Source organism: Mycoplasmatota bacterium, assembly GCA_018394295.1.
In the GTDB taxonomy this organism is placed as follows: Bacteria; Bacillota_I; Bacilli_A; order Haloplasmatales; family Haloplasmataceae; genus JAENYC01.
Genome location: CP074573.1, coordinates 675408 through 699005 on the forward strand (window position 1 = coordinate 675408; position 23598 = coordinate 699005).

Below are 23598 nucleotides of genomic sequence, written 5' to 3' on the forward strand. Positions count from 1 at the left end.
GTGGGTATTATATCATATCTTATTAAGTGATGAAAACAGAAAAGATGAAATAATACTTAATATCGAGTATTTTATACTAAAATGAAATAAATTAATGTTTAATTTTGAATTTGTATGCTCAATTTCATTTTTAATCCGTATTTTTTTCATAATATTCATAGAATTTGCATTTTTTAGGAAAACTACTAAAATAAAGAATGTACTAATAAATGAGGTGAAAACATTGGAAAGAAGATTAAAAAAATTTAAATTTATATTTGTCTATGGATTTACAGTATTACTATTATTCTCTTTATTATATTTTGGATTATTACCAATATCCATTTATAGTAATCGATTTCGTTTTTGGTTAGTTGTAATCCCAGCATTAGTAGCAGTACCGTTTATTTTTCAATATCGATTGGTTTATAAAAGTCGATTAAGAAAAAATATTGATGTATCATTTTATAAAAAAGGTTTTCTTCAAGTTAAATATGTTTATTATGCTTTAGGTGTTGCAGTCTTAGTTTTTATTATATTGGGGGTTTCAACTTGGCCTATCTTTAATACAACACGTTATCGAGAATTAATACAGGTAACAGAAAGCGAAGGATTTACGCAAAATATTAAAGACTTTAGTGAAACAAAAGTACCAATTATTGATAAAGATTTAGCGATGCGACTTGGTGACAAAAAGCTAGGTGAATTAAATTTAGGTAGTCAATTTACTGTTAATAATTATACAATGATTAAAATGGAAGATGAATTGTACTGGGTAGGTGCCTTAGAGTATACAGGTTTTTTCAAATGGATCAATAAAAAAGATGAAGGGACACCAGGTTATATCAAAATTAATGCGACAGATACATCTGATGTTGAATTAGTTAGTGATTATAAATTAAAATATGTTCCATCTGCTTACTTTGGTCAGGATTTAATGCGAAGAATTTATTTTTCAGGAAATATGGATAAGGTATTTAGTGATTATACCGCATTTGAATTAGATGAAACTGGTCATCCTTATTATATTAAAACAGTTTTAAGCAAAAAGTTTGCTTATACAAAAGGACGAGATGCTATTGGTGTAGTAGTATGCGATGCAGTTAATGGTGATGTTCATTATTATGATATAAAAGATGTCCCAAGCTGGATAGACCGTATTCAACCAACTGATGTCATCATTGAACAATTAGGTTATTACGGAAAATATGTTCATGGATTTTTTAATACTTTGTTTGCTAAGAAAGAAGTCTTACAAGTATCAGAGGGATATAGTTATGTTTATAATGATGGTGTCTTTTATTTATATACTGGCTTAACCTCTGTTGGATCTGATGAATCTATTGTAGGATTTACCTTAACTAATATGAGAACAAAAGAAACTACCTTCTATCGAATTGGTGGTGCTACTGAGTATTCTGCACAAAATTCAGCACAAGGAGCTGTGCAAGATTTAGGGTATAAGGCAAATTGGCCGATATTAGTTAACTTTGAACAAACACCAACTTATTTTATGACCTTAAAAGATAAGGAAGGTCTAATTAAAAAATATGCTTATGTAAATGTAAAAGATTATTCTGTTTATGGGATAGGAGATTCTTTACAATCAGCACAAAGTAATTACCGTGAAAATTTAAGAACCTCTACAACTAATCCAAATAAAGGAATAGACTTAAAAGAAGTGACTTCTACAGTTGTCCGAATTGTTCCAGTTAATGGAACATCAAATTATTATTTTGTTTTAGAAAATGATTCAACAAATGGATATACTGTTGCCTATAATGTTAGTTTTGAAGTACCACTAACAAGTGTAGGTGATCGAGTAAACATCAAGTATTATGATAATCAAAGTCAATCACATGTTTATACAGTTGAAGAATTTGATAATTTAGAACTAACGATTACAGAATAAATTAAAGTTAAAAGCATCACAAGTTGTGATGCTTTTTGACTGTATATGGCAATATGCGACATTTCAATGTGCTATAATTTGTATGTCATGTTTTTTTGAAATCATAATACAATTACATAGAATGGTGGGGGTCATTAAGTGATAAAGACAAAAAAATACACAAATCATAATTATTCATCTGCATATGAATTAATTGATAATTTATATAAAAGAGATGAACCATTTGGTGATATCATCAAAGAAACCTTTGAAATTATGGGGAATCTATTAGACATAGATGTTTTAGAAATTAATATTTATAATCATAGTTACTCAGGGTTTATTAATAAACATGTTTGGAATAAACCAGGAATAAAGAGTAGACGTTTTAAGAATATGAAATCAATCTCAATTACTTCTTCAATGTTTGATTTATATAAAGATAATAAATATATATTATTTAATGACACAAGGAAATTAATGGGTGAAAATAAAGATTTTCAAAGATTATCTAAATTTCTTCATATTAGATCTATTTGTATTTTTCCAATTAGAGTAGGTAAAGAGGTAGTAGCAGAACTTGTTTTAAAATATCATCTTAAAAGAAGAAGATTTACAGAAGATCAAATTAATTTTACATCAAAATGTCATCAATTGATTGAATCACATTTTATTAAAAAATTTCAGGATATTATATTAGATTTAAATAAAAATTTTTATTTAGAATTAATTGATAATTTCTTATACCCTGTTGCATTACTTGATTATAATTTTAACTTAATCAAAGTTAATAGAGAATTTGAGAATTTTTTTGATATATCAAAAAAAGATATATTAAAATTAGATTTTGTTGATTTTATTTCAGAAAGCGAACGCAATAAGATTATAAAAATTTTAAAGAAAATATCTGTAAATAAAAAAGATTATCATGAGATATTTAAGATGATTAATAATGAAAAGAAAATTATCCAAATTATTCCCTTTCCTTTAGTGAATCATGATATTAAATTATTAGGAATCATGTTTAAAGATGTTACTAATTTAAAAATCAAAGAAAAAAAATTAATTAAAATGGCTTATTTTGATTCAACGACAAATTTATATAATAGAAATTATTATAAGGAGGTATGTCAAGAAGTAAATACCATGGATTATCAATCATTAGGGGTTATTTTGTTTGATATAGATAATTTAAATCAAATCAATAAACTTTACGGACATGAAAAAGGAGATAAAGTCATTAAAGAAGTTTCAGGGATTATAAGAGATGTATTTGAAGATGATTATCTCGTGTCACAGTTAGGTGGAGATGAGTTTATCGTTTTTATGCTAAATCAAACGGAAGAAGAATTGAAACAAAAAATAATGCGAGTGAATTCGATTATAGGAAAACAAGTTGTTGGTCATTGTATCTCTAATGGATACAGTTTCACTGGTAATAAAAACGATAAAATACAAGATTTGATTCATCAAGCAGATACTCAATTACATACTGAAAAACAAAATAAACAAAATTAAAAAGAAATGGTAACAATGATAAATAGACCGATACTGTAGTCGGTCTATTTTTTTTTGATTAGTTTTTTGAAATCATTTGGAAGGGGTACTTCAATAACAAAAGGTGATAGGGTAATTGGATGTAATAGCGTTACTTGATGGGCATGTAAGGCTTGTCTATTAATATAAGGAGATTGTTTACCATAAAGTTTATCACCTAATAAAGGGCAATTAATAGATGCCATGTGAACTCTAATTTGATGTGTTCTCCCTGTGAATAGTTCAAGTTTAATTAGTGTATATTGAGGATATCTCGTTATCACTTGATAATGTGTTTTCGCTATAACCCCTGTTTTAGAAACAATTCTTTTTTGTTTATGGTGACGGTCTTTGCCGATTCTTTGGTTAATAATGTCTTGATTCTGTGGAGGATAACTTTTTATTAACGCTAAGTAATAACGTTTGATTACTTTATTCATTAATAAATAATCATATAAATTATGTACAAAGTAATTTTTAACAAATATAATTGCGCCAGTTGTATCTTTATCTAAACGATGAATATAACGAACACGATGTTTCTGGTTGTTCTTTTGATAATAATATGCAACAGCATTAACTAAAGTATTTAGACCAGTTTTTGAACTGGGATGAACTTCAATATTAGCTTGTTTATTTACCACTAGTAAGAAGTCATCTTCATAAATAATATCAATAGGAATATTTTGCGGAATAAAATCAATCGATTCATCGATAAAAATAGGGATTTTGAGTTTATCATTTCGTTTTAAACGCAAGGTGAAATTTTGCATCACTAACTTATCATTTAAAATAACATCATGATTCATTCTTAGTGAGTGAATCATTTTTTTTGATAAATGGTAGTGATTTAAAAGTTCTTCAATGGTTTTATTATTAAATTCATGATTAATTGTAATTACTAAATATTGATTCATACGTTGGTAATCCATTTTATCACCTTAAATAGCTGTTTTTTTAGAATTTATTTGAATATTACTTCCATTTTTAGTAAAATGATTATTGAGGTAAAAAAATTCAAATTCATATTACTATTAGTTTACCATATGAAATGAAGATATTAAATAATGATTTGAATGCTTATAAGGTTATTCAAAATCATGATAAGAAAAATTATAAGGAAGTGATTGTATGTTTAAAGATTTTAAATTACCTGAGTTTAACTATGAACAATTTTACGATGTCGTGGTAGTCTATGGATTAAAAGTAATAATCTCGCTTATATTATTATTTGTTGGTTTAAAATTAATTAAATGGTTTATTAAGCGTATTAACCGACGTTTAGATAAATCTAAAATAGACCCATCATTAAAATCATTTCTATCACCATTAATTAGAGTTATTTTGAAAATAACTTTATTACTATCAATAATAAGTATGTTTGGGGTTGAAGTGACCTCATTTATCGCTTTACTTGGCTCATTTGGATTTGCGATAGGATTAGCGTTACAGGGAAGTTTATCAAACTTTGCTGGTGGTGTTTTAATTTTGTTATTTAAACCATTTAAAGTAGGCGATTATATCGAAGCACAAGGATTTAGTGGTACTGTTAAAGATATTCATATCTTCTATACTATATTATCTACTCCTGATAACAAAAAGATAGTTATTCCAAATTCAGGATTATCGAATGCAAGTTTAATCAATTACTCTGCCTATCCTACAAGACGTTTAGAATTAAAATTATCTTGCAGTTATGAAAATGATACTTTAATGGTTAAACAAATTCTTGAAAAATTAATTTCAGACCATCCACTCATTTTGAAAGATCCTAAACCTGTAGTATACTTAAATGAATATGTGAATAATTCCATTAATTTTATAGTCCGTGGTTGGGCAAAATCAAGTGATTATTGGAAAGCTTATTATGAATTAATGCTTTCAGTTAAAGGTGAATTTGACCGTCAAGGCATATCAATTCCATATCCACAATTAGATGTACATATGAAAAGTGAAAAATAGAGTGTTAAGCTCTATTTTTTTATATAATTTATTAATAAATGGTTAAGATTATATACACTCAAGAATTAAAGTGTTAATATATAATTAGTAAAAGTTAATGAAAAGGAGTGGTTTTTGTGAAAAGAAATTTATTGATATGTTTTATGTTTTTAATTAGCTTGATTTTACTTTCCTCATGTAGTTCTGACAAACATAATAATAATTATCAGGAAAATTATGTTTATACGACAACAACATCAATGAAAGGTGATTTTAATACTGAAGAATACAATATCATTGAGGAAAATCCCATTCAAGATGTGTTAAGTTCACCACTCTCTACTTTCTCAATTGATGTCGATACAGCCTCCTATGCTAATGTAAGACGTTTTTTGAATGAAGGTAGCATTCCACCTAAAGGTGCAATTAGAACTGAGGAAATGATCAACTACTTTACTTATGACTATCCATCGCCTGAAGATAAACCTCTGGCTATGTATACAGAAGTAGCACCTTGTCCATGGAATGATAAACGCAACTTAGCAATGATTACCATTCAAGGAGAAAAAATTGATACAACTAATTTTCCACAAAGTAATTTAGTATTTTTAATTGATGTATCTGGTTCAATGTCAGATTCTAATAAATTACCACTTGTTAAATCTTCATTGAGACTATTAGTAAATCATTTAAGAGAAGATGACCTGATTTCTATTGTTGTCTATGCGGGTTCATCTCGAGTTGTTTTAGAACCAACAAGAGGAAATGAAAAAGATACGATTAATCAAGCAATCGATAGTTTACAAGCCGGTGGTTCAACTGCTGGTGGATCTGGAATTCAATTAGCTTATGAACAAGCCAATAAATATTTTGCTGAAGGCGGTAATAATCGTGTTATATTAACAACAGATGGTGATTTTAATGTTGGTGTATCTTCTGATAGTGAACTGGAAGAATTAATTGAAGAAAAACGTGATGATGGAATCTTTTTAAGTGTATTGGGATTTGGAACAGGAAATTATAAAGATTCAAGAATGGAATTGTTAGCGGATAAAGGAAATGGAAACTATGCCTACATTGATAGTTTTATGGAAGCAAAAAAAGTATTGGTTGAACAAATGAGTTCAACGCTTTTAACAATTGCTAAAGATGTTAAAATCCAAATTGAATTTAATCCTGCAGTTATTAAAGGCTATCGATTAATTGGTTATGAAAATCGCATTTTAGATGACAGCGATTTTCAGGATGATAAGAAAGATGCAGGCGATATTGGTGCTGGTTTTACAGTTACAGCATTTTATGAATTGATTATGACCGATTCAAATGAAGAAATCGATAGTATTGATGATTTGAAATATCAGGAACGTCAGTTTACGAATTTTGATGATGTAATGACTATTAAACTACGATATAAAGAACCAACTGAAGATATCAGTCAATTAATGGAAGAAGTAATTAAGGTTACAGATATTGTAGATAATCCATCTCAAAACTTTTTATTCGCTAGTTCTGTTGCTGAATTTAGCTTATTATTAAGAGATTCTGAATATAAAGGGAATGCGAATTTCGATCAAATCATCCAAAGAGCAACCCTTTCTAAAGGCGAAGATGAGAAAGGCTATCGTTCTGAATTTATTCGTTTAGTAGGACTTGCGAAAAGTCTAATCAATCGAGAATAGTATAAGTTTAAATTGATATAAAAACTTGAATGTAAATTGTACTAATGAGTACTTTTACATTCAAGTTTTTTATTTATTATCAAATGATTTGATACACATAGAAGCTGATTCTAAACAAACTTGCTGTGTCATTTTTGTACAGACATCATTAAAGTTTTCACATTCTTTTGCGGTGACTTCTGCTAAATGGGCACAAATTAAGGCCATTTTTTTTGCGTGTTTCGATTTTCGTGTTAAAAAACCAACAGTCATCTGTGCATGTATTTCACATTCTACTAAATTTTTGATCAACTCACCACGATCTTTGAGGTCAGGTGCATTAAGGCATTCATCCAGGCATTCATTACAAGCTTGTGCACAATCATTTAAAAAATCAATACAGATTTGATATTCACTCTCAATAAAATCCATGCTTATCCTCCTTTGTTCATTATAGTATAGTAAACAAAGAGAAGTAAAATACATTATTTTGGATTTATTTGTAAAATATATAGTTTTAAATATAGTGATTCATCATATCCCCAAACAATAGGATGGTCTATATCTTGTGTTCTATAGTCTATTTCTCTGATGGTTTTATGCGCATCATGTGCTGCTTCTTCAAGCATTGTTTTAAATAATTCTGGTTTCATATAATGAGAACATGAAGCGGTTACTAGAAAACCACCAGGCTTTACTAATTTCATTCCTCTTAAATTTATTTCTTTGTACCCTCGATAAGCACTTTTAATTTTCTTTGCTGATTTGGTGAAGGCAGGTGGGTCTAATATGACTACATCATAAAGTTTAAATGCATCTGTATAAGCTTTAAGTAAATCAAAAGCATTTCCACAAATAAAATTAATTTTGTCTTCTACTTTGTTTAATTCTGCGTTCTTTTTAGCAAGTGCTAAAGCCATTTCTGATATGTCGATAGCGTCAACTTCTTTTGCTCCATAGCTAGCAGCATGTAAAGCAAAACCGCCTGTATGGGTAAAACAATCTAAAACTTTCGCATCTTTCACAATTGCTTTTATGGATGCGTGATTGGCTTTTTGATCTAAAAAACTACCTGTTTTTTGACCACCTGCGATGTCTACATAAAAATTAACACCATTTTCACTAATAATTGTGACTGGGTCAAATGTTTGATACAGGAATCCTTTTTTTTCTTCTAACCCTTCTAATAGACGAACGGAATTATCATTTCGTTCATATATTCCTTTCGGTTTAACTAGTTCAATTAGTAATTTCACAATTAAATCTTTATACTGATCAATCCCATAAGTTAATGTTTGAATGGATAAATAGTCATTGAATTTGTCAACAATTAATCCTGGTAATTGATCAGCTTCACCAAAAATGAGTCTGTAACTTTCGCTAGTCATCATTTTTTGTCTGTATAGATAGGCATTTTCAATTCTTTTCCGAAAAAATTCTTCATTGATTTCTTCATCAATATTTCGGGTCATCATTCGAACTAAAATAAGTGATTTTGGATTTATATATCCTTTACCTAAAAATCTTCCTTTATGATTATAAACTGATACGATATCGCCTGATTGATAATCTCCTTCGATATGGTCTACTTCATTTTTATATACCCAAGGATGATTTTTTTCTACTCTTTTTTTAATACCTAATTTTAATATTACTTTTATCATAAATGCTCCTTTTTTTATTCATTCCATACCATTATATACTGTTATTATTTGTTAATACAAGGTTTTTATGAAGATGAATGATAAATCTAACTTTTGAAAATAATAAAGAATGATATGAAGGAGTGATTTAAGTGAATAATGATAATAAAAATTCTAAAAATAAAGATGGAATCGAAGAAATACGTGCAAAGAGTGAAGTGTTGAATGATAATAAATATAATGTGGAAATTGCACAAGATTTTTCTATACCAAATGTATCTAGTCATATAATCGATGTCAATCAACCGATCATTGGTTATACTGCAGGACTAATTACACGAGATTTAGTTAGTCAAGGAGAAAAAATTGCAGCTGAGAAATATAAAAATAAAAAATAGGTTATAGAATAAAATCCACCAACTTTTAAGTTGGTGGGTTATTTTTTTTACAATTAGGACAAATTCCAAATAACTCTAGTTTATGATTTGTAATGGTGAAGTTTGTTTCATTTTCTATCGTTTTTTCAAAACCATTGAAAGGGCAGAAATCAATTTCAACCATCTTTTGACATTTATGACAAATTAAATAATGAGTGTGTTGATGGTGATTGAGTTTATAACAAGCTTTGGTATCTTCTTTAACAATGGGTTTAATCACAATTCCTTTTTCTAAAAAAGTATCTAAAATCCGATAAACAGTTGATAAATTGATAGAAAGATCATTTTGTTTACAATAATGATAAATCTCTTCTGCGGTTAAGGGATTTTCAGATGCAGTTAATAGTTTAAGTAAAAATAAACGATGTTTTGTTTTTTTAAGACCAATTTTACTTAATAGTGTTTCTTGAATCATACAGTCACCACCCTTTATTTAATTATATCATATAGATGGTATTAACCTAACTTTTTTTTGAGATAAAAAGCGATAAAGAAGAACCCGTTTACAACAACAATAGTAGAACCAGTAGGTGAATTGATTATAATTGATAATAATACACCTATTATAATGCTTAAAATCGAAACAATTAAGGATATTTTAATTGTGGATTTAAAACCTTTAGAAACTTGTAAAGCTGTTACAGTAGGAAAAATGATTAAACTAGAGATTAACATTGTTCCTACAACACGAATTCCTAAAACAATTGTGAGAGAAGTAAGAATTGAAATAATATAGTTTAGTCGTTTGGTGTTAAGTCCTAATACTTTTGAGAATTCTTCGTCATAGGTTAAAGCAAATAAACTATTATATAAAAATAAGACTGTAATAGTGACCACAATAGATAAGATAATTGATAAAATAACATCAAGATTGGTGACTAATAGAATACTTCCAAATAAGTAACTAGATAAATTGACGTTAAAACCACTTGAATAACTCGCGATTAAGTAACCTAAAGCTACTGAAAAAGATGCAACTAAGCCAATGGCAGCATCCCCATGAATTTCTGCTTTTTCATTTAATTTCAAAATTAAGATTGAAGCTAGGATAACAAGTGGAATAGAAACATAAAGAGGGGTTATTCCTAGAAATAGAGCGATAGCAATTGTCGCAAAACTAACATGTGCTAGACCATCCCCTATCATTGAGTACTTCTTTAAAACAAGAAAAATTCCTAAAAAAGAACTGCTGATGGCTACTAATATACCGACAAGTAGGGCTTTTAAAATGAAAGTTGAGGTAATCGCTTCTAATAATAATTGTATTGTTTCATTCATTTTTAAACCTCCAATTCTTGTTGTGAGATTGCATAATCAGCACTATTTCCAAAATAAATTAATTTTTGATTGATATAGAGTATTTTATTGTTTTCATTTTCTAAATCATTAATATCATGGGTAATATGTAAAATGGTCACTAATTCTTCTTTATTTAATCGTTGTAATATTTCATAAAATTGTTTTTTGAAATTGGGGTCTAGAGCACTTGTTGGTTCGTCAAGTATTAAGATACTAGGAGAATTAACAATCGCTCTAGCTAGTAAAACACGTTGTTGTTGCCCACCAGAGAGAAGACCAATCTTCCGATTTTTCAATTCATAGATGTGTAATTTTTTTAATGTTTCCTCAATTTTTTGATGATCAGTAGAAGTTATTAGTTTTGGATGCTTTTTAGTTCCTAATAAACCAAGTGAGACGATTTCTGAAACTGTTGCAGGAAAATGTTTTTCTGTTGTAAAAGCTTTTTGTGGAAGATATCCAATTGGTTGATTGTATCGTTTGATGGTTCCTTTATAATGGTCGATTAATCTTAGAATTGCTTTTACAAGCGTTGTTTTTCCTGCACCATTTGGTCCAATTATATTAATATAATCTCCTTTTTCAACGGAGAATGAAATATCATTAATCACATCAAAATTCCCATAGGATACATTTAGATGATCAATTGTTAAAACTTTATTCATCGTATATAAGCCCCTTTTTAAAATTTTCAATATTATGATACATTATAGAGAGATAGGTAACGTTTTGTTTGAAATCTTCCTTAGATACATTCCCTGCTCCATTTAAAGGTAACATCTGTGCTCCTGTTTCTAAAGAGATGATTTTTGCTACTTTAGGATTTATCAATTCTTCATAAAAAATGGTTTTAATACCGGTTGAATCAATTAAATTAATTAATTCTTGTATTTTCTTTGGAGTAGGTAAGGTATCAGGAGAAAATCCATTGTAAGGTGATTGATATTCTAGATTGAATTGATTCGCAAGATATCCAAAAATGAAATGTCCTCCAAAGATAATGGTATCGTGTTTTACATGACTAAATAAATCTTGATAAGCAGAATCAAGCGCTTGAAGTTGTTTTTTATAGTTTGAAGCATTATCTCGATAAAAACTTTCATTTTGTGGGTCTACTTGAATTAACCCTTTTACAATGTTGTCAACCATTATCATCGCATTATTGGGATCTAGCCAAATATGGGGATCATAAGTATGATGGTGGTGAAAAAGATTTTCCTCTTCTTCTCCTGATAATAAAGATACACCCTCACTAGATTTTATAATCATTACATTATCTTCATCTAATACGTTAATAATTTTAGTTGCCCACACTTCTAAAAAATCACCAGTATATATAAATAGATCTGAGTTCCGGATTTCAAAAATACCTCTTGGTTTTGGTTCATAAGAATGTGGTTCGAAACCAGGAGGTAAAATTAATTGAACATCAACTTTGTCTTGAACAATTTCTCTTGTGAAATCATATAATGGGAAAATAGTAGTAACCACTTTTAATTTATCCTCATTTTTATCATCAAATTGACAACTTGTCAATATTAAGAAAACGAATAATAATAGACTTAAAGATAAGCTATATTTAATGTATTTCATGACATCCTCCAAATCATTAATAGCATTATTATGATATTTTCTATGTAATATTATGCATCAAAATAAATGTAAATGCAAATCATTTGCATTTATTCTAAAAATATTTCTTTCGAAAATAAAAAAAAGAGAGGAATTATCCTCTCTTTAACCTCTTAAATCAATTAACGACGGTTTTGATTTCTTTGGTTTTTTCTTGCTCTACGGCAATCAGCACATCTTACAGGATCATTTTCAAATCCTTTTTCTTTGTAAAATGCTTGCTCACCTTCAGTGAAAACGAATTCATTTCCGCAATCTTTACATATAATTTTTTTGTCAGCCATGGGTTTACCTCCTTCTAAGATAGGTATAATATTTAGATTTACTGTCATTTATCTTAGACGAGGGTAAATTCAAATATTAGTTCCTAATGATTTCTTTTATATTCTAACACATTATAATTTTAAACACAACACTTTTTATTTAAAAGTTAACCTTATTTAATACATGTTGAAATTAAAATTATAATTTATTATATTTTTTTGTAAAATAATGTTTTTTTATACGTAAATGTAGAAAAATAATGATATAAAATATAAAATTTTATATAATTTGTAATATTATGGTAAAATAGATAATGGAGGTAAGAAACATGAAAGAAAAAATATTGAATTTAATGAACCATCCAGATTATAAACGATTATCAGTTGAGGAAATCGCAGGACAACTTTATATAGAAGATGCTGCATTATTTAAAGAAATGGTTAAGACGCTTGTACAACTTGAGGATGAATTTATACTTTATCGTGATAAAAAAGATCGTTATGATTTAATTGAACGTTTTGGCTTTAAACCAGGAATCTTACAAATCAATAAAAAAGGATATGGATTTGTAACCTTGTTAAATGAAGAGACAAATGACATTTTTATTCCTAAAACAGCTTTAAATGGCGCTATGAATCAAGATAAAGTACTGATAAAAGTCATGAAAAAAAAGACTGGTGCTCGATTTGAAGGTGAGATTTATAAGGTTGTTGAACGTGGAACTCATGATGTGATTGGCGTTTATTCTGAAGATAAAAATGCTGGTTATGTAATAAGTGACGATAAACGATTTAGAGGAAAGATTATCATTAATAAAAATAAATCCAAAGGAGCAATGCCAGATCATAAAGTTAAGGTTCACATTGTTAAGTATATTTCTGATGGATTATTAGAAGGTGAAATTGTTGAAATATTAGGACATAAAAATGATCCTGGAATTGATATATTATCAGTTGTATACAAGTATAATATTCCGACTCTTTTTTCTGAAAAAGTGTTAGACCAGGCAAAAATGATTCGTGATGAAGTAAATGAATCTGATTTAATAGGTAGAAGAGATTTAAGAGATCAATTAATTGTCACAATTGATGGAGAAGATGCGAAAGATTTAGATGATGCTGTGACAGTCAGTAAATTAGATAATGGAAATTATAAATTAGGTGTACATATTGCTGATGTCTCTTATTATGTAAGAGAAAATGATGAGATTGATAAAGAGGCTTTAAAAAGAGGAACAAGTGTCTATTTAGTTGATCGAGTGATTCCAATGATTCCTCATCGTCTCTCGAATGGTATTTGTTCTTTAAATCCTCAAGTTAATCGCTTGGTTATATCTTGTGAAATGGAGATTAATGCTTCAGGTGATGTGGTTAAATATGAACTATTTCCTGGTATAATTAAAACTGTAGAAAGAATGACGTATACAAATGTGAATAAAATACTAGTTTCACAGGATGAAGAAGTCATGAAACGTTATGAACCTTTACTACCATTGTTTAATAATATGTATGAATTATATAATATACTTAATAAAAGAAGAAAAGAACGTGGAGCAATTAATTTTGAAACCAATGAAGCAAGAATTATTGTTGATGAAGCTGGTAAACCACTTGATATAAAACTAAGACTTCGAGATGTTGCCGAAAAAATCATTGAGGAATTTATGCTTTGTGCAAATGAGACGGTTGCCGAACATTTCCATTGGTTAAACTATCCATTTATTTATCGTATCCATGAGAATCCAGATAGTGAAAAGATTAAAAGATTCTATCAACTATGTAATGCTTTAGGATATGTGATTAAAGGTAAAGAAAATAAAGTTCATCCTAAAGCCTTCCAAGAGATATTAGAAAAAGTAGAAAATACAAAAGAAGCAGCTGTTGTCAACACGATGTTAGTACGCTCAATGGCTAAAGCTCGTTATTCTGAACTTAGTCTAGGCCATTATGGTTTAGCAACAGATTTTTATACACACTTTACTTCTCCAATAAGACGGTATCCTGATACCATCGTCCATCGACTAATAAGGGAATTTGTTTTTGATTCAAAATGTGATGAAAAGAATTTTGAAAAATATTCTATTCTATTAAAAGATATTGCACTTCACACCTCTAAATGTGAACGTAACGCTGTAGATTGTGAGCGTGAAGTGGATGATATGAAAAAAGCTGAATTTATGGAAGATAAAGTAGGGGAAGTTTTTGAAGGAATCATTAGTTCAGTCACAAATTGGGGAATTTATGTAGAATTACCGAATACCGTTGAAGGATTAGTACATGTATTAGATATGACAGATGATTATTATGAAATTGATCAAAAGACAATGTCTTTAATTGGTGAACGTACGAAAAAGGTTTATCGGTTAGGAGATGATGTGAAAGTAAAAGTCATTAGTTCAAATAAAGAAGAACGCGAAATAGATTTTGAAATTGTTGGGGTTAAATCACGTAATCGAAATAAAGTAGTACTATCGAAGAAAAGAAGTCAAAAAGATAAATCAAAAAAAAATGACCGTAGCAAAAGTAAAAAAAATAACCATTAATCAAGGAATTTTTTAGGATGTGACCGAGTTATGAAAGAAAACGTTAGTCTATTACGACTATTTTGGAAATTTTTTAAAATCGGAATTTTCACCTTCGGAGGAGGATATGTGATGATTCCCTTAATTGAAAAGGAGATGGTAGAAAATAAATGGATTGATAAAAAGGATATTGCTGATATCGTAGCTGTTAGTCAGTCGATACCAGGGGCGGTAGCAGTAAATATGTCCCTCTTTGTTGGATTTAAAATAGCCAAAAAAAAAGGAGCAATAAGTGCTGTTTTTGGTTGTATTCTCCCATCATTTATAATTATATTAATTATTGCGACACTTTTAACGAATATTCAAGATGAAGTGATTGTTCAACATGCATTTGTGGGTATATTATCTGCCGTTGTTGCTTTAATTATTTTATCAGCCATAAAAATCGCTAAAGTAGCTATCCTAGATAAGGTAACTTTATTTATCACCATTATAACTGTTATCCTACTTTTATTAGGACAGTTTTTAACCCTATCAAAGGTACTCACTGGTATATTACCCATATTACTGATTATATCTGGTGCTTTAACTGGTTTATTAATCTATTTCTTTTACCCCAAAAAAGTTAGACAATTATTTAAAGCGGGTGAAGATAAATGACAGTGTTGTTATTGCGTTTATTTTTCACTTTCGCTAAGATTGCTTTGTTTAATTTTGGTGGTGGATTTGTCATGATTTCTTTAATAAGACAGGAAATTGTGGGTGCTAGCGGATTTGGATTAACAGATTTTGAGTTTAGTAATATTATTGCAATATCGCAAATGACTCCAGGTGCAATTGCGATAAACACCGCAACATATGTTGGGTATAAAATTGCTGGGGTTTTAGGGGCTGTTTTTGCGACCATCGCTATCCCTATTCCTTCATTTTTTATAGTAATATTTTTATCACCCATTTTAGTAAAATATAAAGAACACCATTTAAATAAAATGATATTTTATGGTATTCGTGCAGTAGTTGTCGGTCTTATTATCAATGCTGCAATAATTGTCAGTCGAACACCATTTTTTGCTTATGAAAATAAAGAAAAAGAGATATATAGTCGTTTTCAATTGATAAAAATATTTAAAAATGTTCACCTTCCCGATTTTATTAGTCATTTAAATGTTGGAAGTATTGGTATCTTTTTAATCAGTTTATTGTTACTTATTAAGTATAAAATGAATCCTATTTTAGTTATATTTATTTCAGCGTGTTTAGGAGTATTAATTTTTCATTTTAATGTTTAGGAAAGAAAGAGTGAAATTAATGAAAAAGTTATTTTCTCATTTTTTAAGTGCTTGTTTAGGTGCATTCTTGGTTGTTATAGTAATGATTGGCTTTGATAAACTCTCAACAATCTATCCAATTTATGTACCAAATATTTTTTATAAGGAACAAATTAATTATACTGTTAATGTCGATTCAAAAGTAAGTGAGGCAATTGATGAAACAGGAAAGAATGTTGTTCAAGTAAATAATTATTTAGGTAATAAATTACGTTCAGCTGGTTCTGGTGTCATTTATAAATTAACAAATAATAGAGCTTATATTGTTACCAATAATCATGTAGTGGAAGATGCATCTAAAATAGAAATTGAAACAACTCATGGGTATAGAGTAATGGGTCAAATTGTAGGAACAGATCCAGTTACAGATTTGGCAGTTATCTCAATTCCAAAAGGAACAATTGATTATTATATGGAATTTTCTGATTCACATGCGATAAAAGTAGGTGAGTATGTAATAGCGATTGGAAATCCATTAGGGTTATCAGGGAGTGCTACTTTAGGAATTGTATCTTCTAAAGAACGTTTAGTACCAATTGATACAGATAATGATGGTCAAGATGATTGGTATGCAAGCGTCCTACAAACAGATGCTCCGATAAATCCAGGAAATAGTGGAGGAGCACTGATTAATCTCGATGGTAAATTAGTGGGAATTAATTCTATGAAAATAGCGGAAAGCAATGTTGAAGGCATTGGATTTTCTATTCCTTCTAATTTAGTGAGCAGAGTGATATCAGAATTAGAGGTAAATGGTGTAGTCAATCGTCCCACTCGGTTACTTGGAATAACCATTCAAGGTATTAATTATGAGAACCAATTTGCCTTACAAATAGTTGAAGTAACACCAAACTCATTAGCTTCTACTATAGATTTAGAAGTAGATGATATAATTTTAGAAATAAACACACAAGAGATAATGCAATACTTTGATCTAAAATATTACTTATCAACCACAAAAGTTAATGAAAAAGTATCATTAACGATTATACGTGATAATAAGACAATTATAAAAGATATACCAATTACATAATAAAGAAATAATCCTAGTAATCTATAATTAAATAAGGAGTTTATTTAACTTGTGCAATATAAAAGAGCGAATAGATAAAAATTCATTCGTTCTTTTATTATATTTATTTTTATTATGAACATTTTTATTGCTATTGCATATATTATGTATTATAATGAACGTATGAACAGTCATTCATATGAGGTGATAAAAGATGAAAAAAGATAAGACAATTTGTGAATGTAATGTGATTCATTTAGATATTATTAAAAAAGTGAATAATGAACTTTCTAGTATAACTGAAATAGAAAAAATGTCTGTATTATTTAAAGTGTTAGGTGATCAAACACGTTTAAAAATAATAAGTACTTTATTAAAAGCAGAGATGTGTGTTTGTGATATTTCCTATTTATTAAATATGAGTCAATCACTAATTTCCCATCAATTACGAGTATTACGAGAAGCTCGTCTTGTGAAGTTTCGTAGAGAAGGAAAAGTTGTCTACTATTCTTTAGATGATGAGCATATTGAAATGATTGTTCAATATGGACTAGAACATATTAATGAAAGTGGTGAAATAAGTGAAAGAGATTAAGGATACAAAGAATACTTATAATATTAAAAATCTAAATTGTCCAGGTTGTGCACTTAAAATAGAGAAAAAGATTAAAGAATTAGATTGTGTTTCATTTGCGAGTATTGATTTGGTTAACAATAAATTGTCGATTACATCTTCAAGTGAAACTATTGATATTTTAAAAACCATAAATCAAATAGTTGATAGAATAGAACCTGGCACGAAAATAACTGAAGTTGTAGAAGAAACTGAAGAAGGTAGAAAGGTAAATTTGATTAGTATCATTAGTGGATTTATTTTATTTCTATTGGCCTATTTTAATCTTTTTACTGAAAATATAACAACTGTTTTGTTTATTGTTTCCTATGCCTTTGTAGGTTATAAAGTTATTTATAAGGCTTTTAAAAATATATCACGAGGTAACTTATTTGATGAAAACTTTTTAATGGTTATGGCAACATTTGCGGCAGTATATGTAAAATCATATCCAGAAGCAGTTGCAGTAATGTTATTTTATGAAATAGGAGAATTTTTTCAAGATTTAGCTCTAAATAGGAGTCGAAAATCAATTAAAGAATTAATTGATATACAGCCTAAATTTGCTCACTTAAAACAAGATAATCAACTAAGTAAAGTAGAACCCAGTGAAGTAAAAGTTAATGATATTATTATTGTAAAACCAGGTGAGAAAATACCTCTAGATGGAATAATTATCGAAGGACAGTCTTCTGTTGATTCATCTCAATTAACCGGGGAATCGATTCCTAAAAATGTGGAAGTAGATGATGAAGTTTTAGCTGGATTTATCAATTATAATGGTTTGTTGACAATTAAAGTCACTAAAAAATATGAAGATACAGCAGTTAATAAAATACTTGAACTTGTACAAAATGCTCAGAGTAAAAAAGCAAAAGTTGAAAAGTTTATTACCAAATTTGCTAAGATTTATACACCTATTGTAATTTTACTAGCAGTGCTTACAGTTTTATTACCGATGTTTTTTGTACCAACTTATCAATTTGACGAGTATTTATATCGTGGAGCAATCTTTTTAGTTGTTTCATGTCCGTGTGCCTTAGTAATTTCAATTCCTCTATCTATTTTTGGGGGTATTGGGGCATCTAGTAAACAAGGAATATTAATCAAAGGTGGTAATTATTTAGACGTCATTAGAAATGTAGGAATTGTTGTATTTGATAAGACAGGGACACTTACAAAAGGAAATTTTGTTGTGACTAAAGTCATACCTTTAAAAAATAATTTAGAAAAAATGGTCGAAAGAACAATATATGCTGAAAGTCTATCTAATCATGCAATCAGTAAAGCAATTGTTAAATACCAATCATTAACAATAGATCAATCTAAAATTAAATCATTTGAAGAAATTTTTGGACGAGGTGTCCATGCAGTTATTGAAAATGATGATGTGCTTGCTGGTAATGCTAAATTAATGATTGATAACCACATTTCTTTTTCAGAAGTTAATGAAGTTGGAACGATTGTCTATGTAGCGATTAACCACACTTATGTTGGTTATTTCGTTATTGAAGATGAAATAAAACAAGAAGCAAAAAATACTATTCATCAATTAAAAAAATTAGGGGTATCTAAAACCTTAATGCTAACAGGTGATAGTCAAAAGGTAGCAGAGCATGTTGGAAATGCTTTATCAATCGATAGAATACATGCAAATTTATTACCTGAAGATAAATTACAAATTCTTGAATCATTAAAAGCAGAAAATTCAAATACATGTGTTATGTTTGTTGGAGATGGTGTAAATGACACACCTGTTATGACTTTATCAGATGTAGGTGTTGCCATGGGAGCCTTAGGTAGCGATGCTGCGATTGAAACTAGTGATGTTGTGATTATGAATGATGATTTAAGTAAGCTTATTGACGCTAAAAAATTGGCTCATATCACACACAAAAAAGTTTGGCAAAATATAACGTTTGCCTTAGGCGTTAAATTCTTCGTTTTGGCCCTAAGTGCATTTGGACTTGCGAATATGTGGGAAGCGGTATTTGCTGATGTTGGCGTTACTTTATTAGCTGTATTAAATTCAATTTTGATTTTAAAATATAAAACAAAATAAATTTTATTAGTATAAAAAAACAAAGTAATATTTTGTATATTACTTTGTTTTTGTCATAAAACAGGTCCAATTTGCCTATTGACTCTAAAATTATTTCCTAAATTTTGTAATTTTTTCTCGTTTTTTGTTGACTAAGTTAGAAATTCATAATATATTTTATAATGTGGTATTATGTAATTTTATCACTTAAAATTTTTTCAATATAATAATAAATAAATTGATAAGTAAAGAATCATAATGAATATAAGAAATAAATAATTTGCTATATCAAATTGAAGTGGTATAATTAATAATATTAAAAAAAGAAAAAAATTGAAATTATTAATATAATTTTGGAATTTATGGTCAATTTCTAATGAGAGATGATCCTTAAAAATAAATAGTGAAGATATAGTCATTGATTAAATCAAGTTGTACTTGTAAAATAAACTTTATTAGAAAGATTAATTTTTGGTTTTTTCAATGCTGCTGTGTGGCTACGGATTGGAGTTAAATATGAGAGATTTTATTAAAAAATACAAAAAGAATTTTTTCATTGTCTTTTTAATTGGATTTGGAATTTATTTTTATATATTATCTAAACATAATGCTAAGGAAATTTTTATTAAAATAAAAAATATTCATATCAATTATATAATAATTGTATTTATTTTGTTGTTAGCTTATGTTGCTTTAGAATCGCTTGTTATTTTTTTATTCGCAAAGAAAAAAGTTAAAGGTATAGGTTTTTTTACTGCTTTTCGTTTAAATTTATCTACACAATTTTTTAATTCTATTACTCCTTTTGCAGCAGGTGGGCAACCTTTTCAGGTGTTTTATTTAAATGCTAGAGGAATTAAAACAAAAGATTCAACAAGTATTATTTTAATGAATTTTATTACTTATAATATCGCGTTTGTGATTGTAGGTTTTACTTGTTTACTATATCGATTTAATTATTTTAATAACCTTTTAAAAGGAGAAGGCTATAAATATATTTTATTAATTGGATTTGGCGTCAATTTGTCTGTTACCTTATTGACATTTGTATTAGCTTTTTCTAAAAAAATATATCATATTTTAATAGAAGTAATTTGGTTAAAAATTATTCATTGGCCAATTCTTAGAAAATTTAAATTAGAAACAAAGACAGAAAAAATTGAGAAAACAATTGATGATTTTAACCGTGAAATAAAAGAACTAAATCACCATAAATTATTATGGGTTCAAGCGGTGTTTTATCATATTCTTAGAATCGTTCTATTCTATGCCATTCCATTATTTATTTTTATGGCTCTAGGAGAAAGTGTCCATGGAAATGAAGCGAATTTAGTCGTTGGTGCTATCTTTGTTGCAATGGTAATGAGTTATATTCCATCACCTGGTGCTAGTGGTGGAGCTGAAGGATTATTTTATGTAATTTTTAGTTTCTTCTTTCAAAAAGGAGCCCTTGCCCCAGCTTTACTATTATGGCGTTTTATTACCTATTATTTTTATTTGTTATTAGGTTTTATCGCTTTGTTAACTTTAAACTATACCAAAAATTTGAGAGAGATAAATTATCCGGAAGAAACACTTGCCACAAAAGAAAGTATATAATTGAAAATGAACTCAAGTATGAGTTCATTTTTTCTTGTTTATGAATGATAGTTTTTAAAATCATATTCTAGTTGGTCTAATACATCATTAGCAGCAATGATACCATTGGACGTATAATAAATTTCTGGATTTACTGGATAGATTTTTTCTAATGTCGTCCCAGTTAAATTGGTAATAATAGGATTACTAAACCAGTTCATTTGTTGTGCTTTACTTTGTTCATCATAAGTGAAGTATAGTATGATAATTGAAGTTTCTGCAATTGTGAGAAAATCATCTTTTGTAATGGATACAAAATCTTGCATATTACTTTGCTTATTAATTTCTGTATGCTTTAAACCCAGTTCATCTAAAATATTACCAATGAAACTACTTTGCAGAAAAAGATAGGTTTCATCCGGGAAAAAGCCGATTACTGCTATTTTTTTATCTGTAAGTTTCTCCTCAATGGCGATATTTTTAACTCTAGTTAAACGACTATTGAAGTTTATAATTACTTCACTTCCTTGAGCCTCTTTATTTACACTTTCAGCATATTTACTAAAGTTACCACGTATATCACCACTTACATTTTCGGTAAAAATTGTCGGTGCTATATAAGATAATTTATCATAAATATCTTTATGTAAGCTTTTTGTACCGATAATTAAATCAGGTTTCAGTGAAGAGATTTTATCTATATCCACTTGGTTTTCATATCCTACTTCGGAAACACCAGACATTTGATTTTTAATATGTGTAAACCACCAAGGATCACCTGTCCATGATTTAACTGAGCCAACAGGTTGAATGTCTAAAACTAACATAGCTTCAGTTGCTTCATTTGTTAAGGTAACAATACGTGTAGGATTAATTGGCACGTTTGTTTTTCCCATAGCATGCATAATAATGCGTGGATTTGCTTCTACTAAGTTATTATTAATTCCTTCATTACAACTTGTTAAGATTACAAGTGATATAGCAATCATTATATATAATAGATAAGATTTTTCTCGCATGATTTACCTCCAATATTTAATAACTATTATTACTATTTGCATTTTTTAGTAGTTAATTCGGTAAGAAAATGATAGTTAAATTTTTACATAGTTATAATTATATTAACTACAATAGATCTTAATTTTTATCAGAAAATAAAACTGTTATATTCCATAATATAAGCATTGTATCTTATAATAATTTTTATTTAAAATTGATTGGATGTGTCAATTATTTGCATAAACATGATATAATAAAAGAAACAAAAATTAGAAGGAGAAATATATGAGAAGAGTAAGAAAAGCTGTTATACCTGCAGCTGGTTTTGGTACTCGTTTTTTACCAGCTACTAAAGCCCAACCAAAAGAAATGCTTCCAATTGTTGATAAACCAACTATTCAATATATAATTGAAGAAGCAGTGGCATCAGGTATAGAAGAAATATTAATTATTACAAGTGGTCAAAAACGGTCAATTGAGGACCATTTTGATAAATCTTATGAGTTAGAAGATACATTACGTAAAAAAGGTAAAGATGATTTACTTAAGATGGTAGAAAAAGTTTCAAATATGGTTAATATTCATTATATTCGTCAGAAAGAAGCAAAAGGGTTAGGACATGCTATTTTATGTGCGAAAGTTTTTATTAAAGATGAACCATTTGCTGTTTTATTAGGTGATGATGTTGTTGTTAATAAACAAGGAGAACCTGCTTTGAAACAACTGATAACTCAATATGGTAAAGTTGGATCTAGTGTTGTTGGTGTTCAAACAGTACCACAAGAAGATGTAAATAAATATGGGATTGTTGAAGTATCAAAATCTCATGAGCCTAAAGAAAGACTTTATCAATTAGCCAATATGGTAGAAAAACCAAAGGTTCAAGAAGCACCAAGTCAACTCGCTGTATTAGGGAGATATGTTTTAACACCTGAGATTTTTGAAATGCTTGAAACACAAACACCAGGAAGTGGCAATGAGATACAGTTAACTGATGCGATAAAACGATTAATGACTCGTCAAACGGTTTATGCTTATGATTTTATTGGTGATCGTTATGACGTGGGAGATAAATTTGGATTTATTAAAGCAACCATTGATTTTGCCTTAGATAGAGAAGATTTACATGAACAAGTATTAAATTATATTAAAGAAAAGGTAAATTAATAAGTGATACCCTATCAAACAACATTTGATAGGGTATTTTTTTTTAAAAATATATATTT

General features: G+C 28.5%; 22 protein-coding genes. 13 read left to right on the plus strand and 9 right to left on the minus strand.

Annotated features, from left to right (window positions below):
- The first annotated feature begins 223 nt into the window (after positions 1-223).
- Entirely contained in the window at positions 224-1891 is a 1668-nt protein-coding gene (locus KHQ81_02960; protein QVK18688.1) for a hypothetical protein, read from the plus strand.
- Between the two features lie 138 nt (positions 1892-2029).
- On the plus strand, positions 2030-3388 hold the full coding sequence (locus KHQ81_02965) for a GGDEF domain-containing protein (protein ID QVK18689.1): 1359 nt from the start codon (positions 2030-2032) through the stop codon (positions 3386-3388).
- Positions 3389-3432: 44 nt separating this feature from the next.
- Here the strand turns inward: KHQ81_02965 and KHQ81_02970 are convergent, their stop codons facing one another.
- The gene (locus KHQ81_02970) at positions 3433-4338 is read right to left on the minus strand and encodes an RluA family pseudouridine synthase (protein ID QVK18690.1); all 906 of its coding nucleotides are present in this window, start codon (positions 4336-4338) and stop codon (positions 3433-3435) included.
- A gap of 199 nt (positions 4339-4537) precedes the next feature.
- On the opposite strand from KHQ81_02970, the gene KHQ81_02975 reads away from it, so the two are divergent.
- Positions 4538-5368: a mechanosensitive ion channel gene (locus KHQ81_02975; GenBank protein ID QVK18691.1), complete on the plus strand. Its 831-nt coding sequence runs from the start codon at positions 4538-4540 to the stop codon at positions 5366-5368.
- Between the two features lie 143 nt (positions 5369-5511).
- Positions 5512-7026, plus strand: a complete 1515-nt coding sequence (locus tag KHQ81_02980; GenBank protein QVK19534.1) for a VWA domain-containing protein — start codon at positions 5512-5514, stop codon at positions 7024-7026.
- A 69-nt stretch (positions 7027-7095) separates the two neighbouring features.
- Here KHQ81_02980 and KHQ81_02985 read toward each other — a convergent pair whose 3' ends face one another.
- Together KHQ81_02985 and KHQ81_02990 are read right to left on the minus strand one after the other, a co-directional pair.
- A complete protein-coding gene (locus KHQ81_02985) occupies positions 7096-7437 on the minus strand; it encodes a four-helix bundle copper-binding protein (protein ID QVK18692.1) in 342 nt (113 codons plus the stop codon).
- A 53-nt stretch (positions 7438-7490) separates the two neighbouring features.
- Positions 7491-8669, minus strand: a complete 1179-nt coding sequence (locus KHQ81_02990) for a class I SAM-dependent rRNA methyltransferase (protein ID QVK18693.1) — start codon at positions 8667-8669, stop codon at positions 7491-7493.
- 131 nt (positions 8670-8800) lie between these two features.
- Between KHQ81_02990 and KHQ81_02995 the strand changes: the two genes are divergently transcribed.
- Positions 8801-9046 carry a hypothetical protein gene (locus KHQ81_02995; GenBank protein QVK18694.1) on the plus strand — a complete coding sequence of 82 codons (246 nt, stop codon included), beginning with the start codon at positions 8801-8803 and terminating at the stop codon, positions 9044-9046.
- A 25-nt stretch (positions 9047-9071) separates the two neighbouring features.
- Here KHQ81_02995 and KHQ81_03000 read toward each other — a convergent pair whose 3' ends face one another.
- From KHQ81_03000 to KHQ81_03020, 5 genes are all read right to left on the minus strand, one after another.
- Entirely contained in the window at positions 9072-9500 is a 429-nt protein-coding gene (locus KHQ81_03000) for a transcriptional repressor (GenBank protein ID QVK18695.1), read from the minus strand.
- 41 nt (positions 9501-9541) lie between these two features.
- On the minus strand, positions 9542-10363 hold the full coding sequence (locus KHQ81_03005) for a metal ABC transporter permease (protein QVK18696.1): 822 nt from the start codon (positions 10361-10363) through the stop codon (positions 9542-9544).
- Between the two features lie 2 nt (positions 10364-10365).
- Positions 10366-11049, minus strand: coding sequence for an ABC transporter ATP-binding protein (locus KHQ81_03010; protein QVK18697.1), 684 nt, complete (start codon positions 11047-11049; stop codon positions 10366-10368).
- Positions 11042-11977 carry a zinc ABC transporter substrate-binding protein gene (locus KHQ81_03015; protein ID QVK18698.1) on the minus strand — a complete coding sequence of 312 codons (936 nt, stop codon included), beginning with the start codon at positions 11975-11977 and terminating at the stop codon, positions 11042-11044. Before KHQ81_03015 ends, KHQ81_03010 begins: the two co-directional genes overlap by 8 nt.
- A 161-nt stretch (positions 11978-12138) precedes the next feature.
- Complete coding sequence (locus KHQ81_03020) at positions 12139-12300, minus strand: zinc-ribbon domain-containing protein (protein ID QVK18699.1); 162 nt, start codon at positions 12298-12300, stop codon at positions 12139-12141.
- 308 nt (positions 12301-12608) lie between these two features.
- Here KHQ81_03020 and rnr point away from each other — a divergent pair, with 308 nt between their 5' ends.
- The 7 genes from rnr to KHQ81_03055 all read left to right on the plus strand — a co-directional run bounded on the left by rnr (position 12609) and on the right by KHQ81_03055 (position 21394).
- Complete coding sequence (gene rnr / locus KHQ81_03025) at positions 12609-14822, plus strand: ribonuclease R (protein QVK18700.1); 2214 nt, start codon at positions 12609-12611, stop codon at positions 14820-14822.
- 30 nt (positions 14823-14852) lie between these two features.
- The gene (locus KHQ81_03030) at positions 14853-15461 is read left to right on the plus strand and encodes a chromate transporter (GenBank protein ID QVK18701.1); all 609 of its coding nucleotides are present in this window, start codon (positions 14853-14855) and stop codon (positions 15459-15461) included.
- Between the two features lie 2 nt (positions 15462-15463).
- Positions 15464-16090 (plus strand): chromate transporter, encoded by a 627-nt coding sequence (locus KHQ81_03035; protein QVK19535.1) that lies wholly within the window; start codon positions 15464-15466, stop codon positions 16088-16090.
- A gap of 19 nt (positions 16091-16109) precedes the next feature.
- Positions 16110-17162 (plus strand): trypsin-like peptidase domain-containing protein, encoded by a 1053-nt coding sequence (locus KHQ81_03040; GenBank protein ID QVK18702.1) that lies wholly within the window; start codon positions 16110-16112, stop codon positions 17160-17162.
- Between the two features lie 193 nt (positions 17163-17355).
- On the plus strand, positions 17356-17736 hold the full coding sequence (locus tag KHQ81_03045; protein ID QVK18703.1) for a winged helix-turn-helix transcriptional regulator: 381 nt from the start codon (positions 17356-17358) through the stop codon (positions 17734-17736).
- A complete protein-coding gene (cadA, locus tag KHQ81_03050) occupies positions 17732-19816 on the plus strand; it encodes a cadmium-translocating P-type ATPase (protein ID QVK19536.1) in 2085 nt (694 codons plus the stop codon). Before KHQ81_03045 ends, cadA begins: the two co-directional genes overlap by 5 nt.
- Before the next feature lie 495 nt (positions 19817-20311).
- Positions 20312-21394 carry a flippase-like domain-containing protein gene (locus KHQ81_03055; protein ID QVK18704.1) on the plus strand — a complete coding sequence of 361 codons (1083 nt, stop codon included), beginning with the start codon at positions 20312-20314 and terminating at the stop codon, positions 21392-21394.
- Between the two features lie 38 nt (positions 21395-21432).
- Here the strand turns inward: KHQ81_03055 and KHQ81_03060 are convergent, their stop codons facing one another.
- Entirely contained in the window at positions 21433-22392 is a 960-nt protein-coding gene (locus KHQ81_03060) for an iron-siderophore ABC transporter substrate-binding protein (GenBank protein QVK18705.1), read from the minus strand.
- A 265-nt stretch (positions 22393-22657) separates the two neighbouring features.
- Between KHQ81_03060 and galU the strand changes: the two genes are divergently transcribed.
- Positions 22658-23539 (plus strand): UTP--glucose-1-phosphate uridylyltransferase GalU, encoded by an 882-nt coding sequence (galU, locus tag KHQ81_03065; protein QVK18706.1) that lies wholly within the window; start codon positions 22658-22660, stop codon positions 23537-23539.
- The last annotated feature ends 59 nt before the right edge of the window (positions 23540-23598 follow it).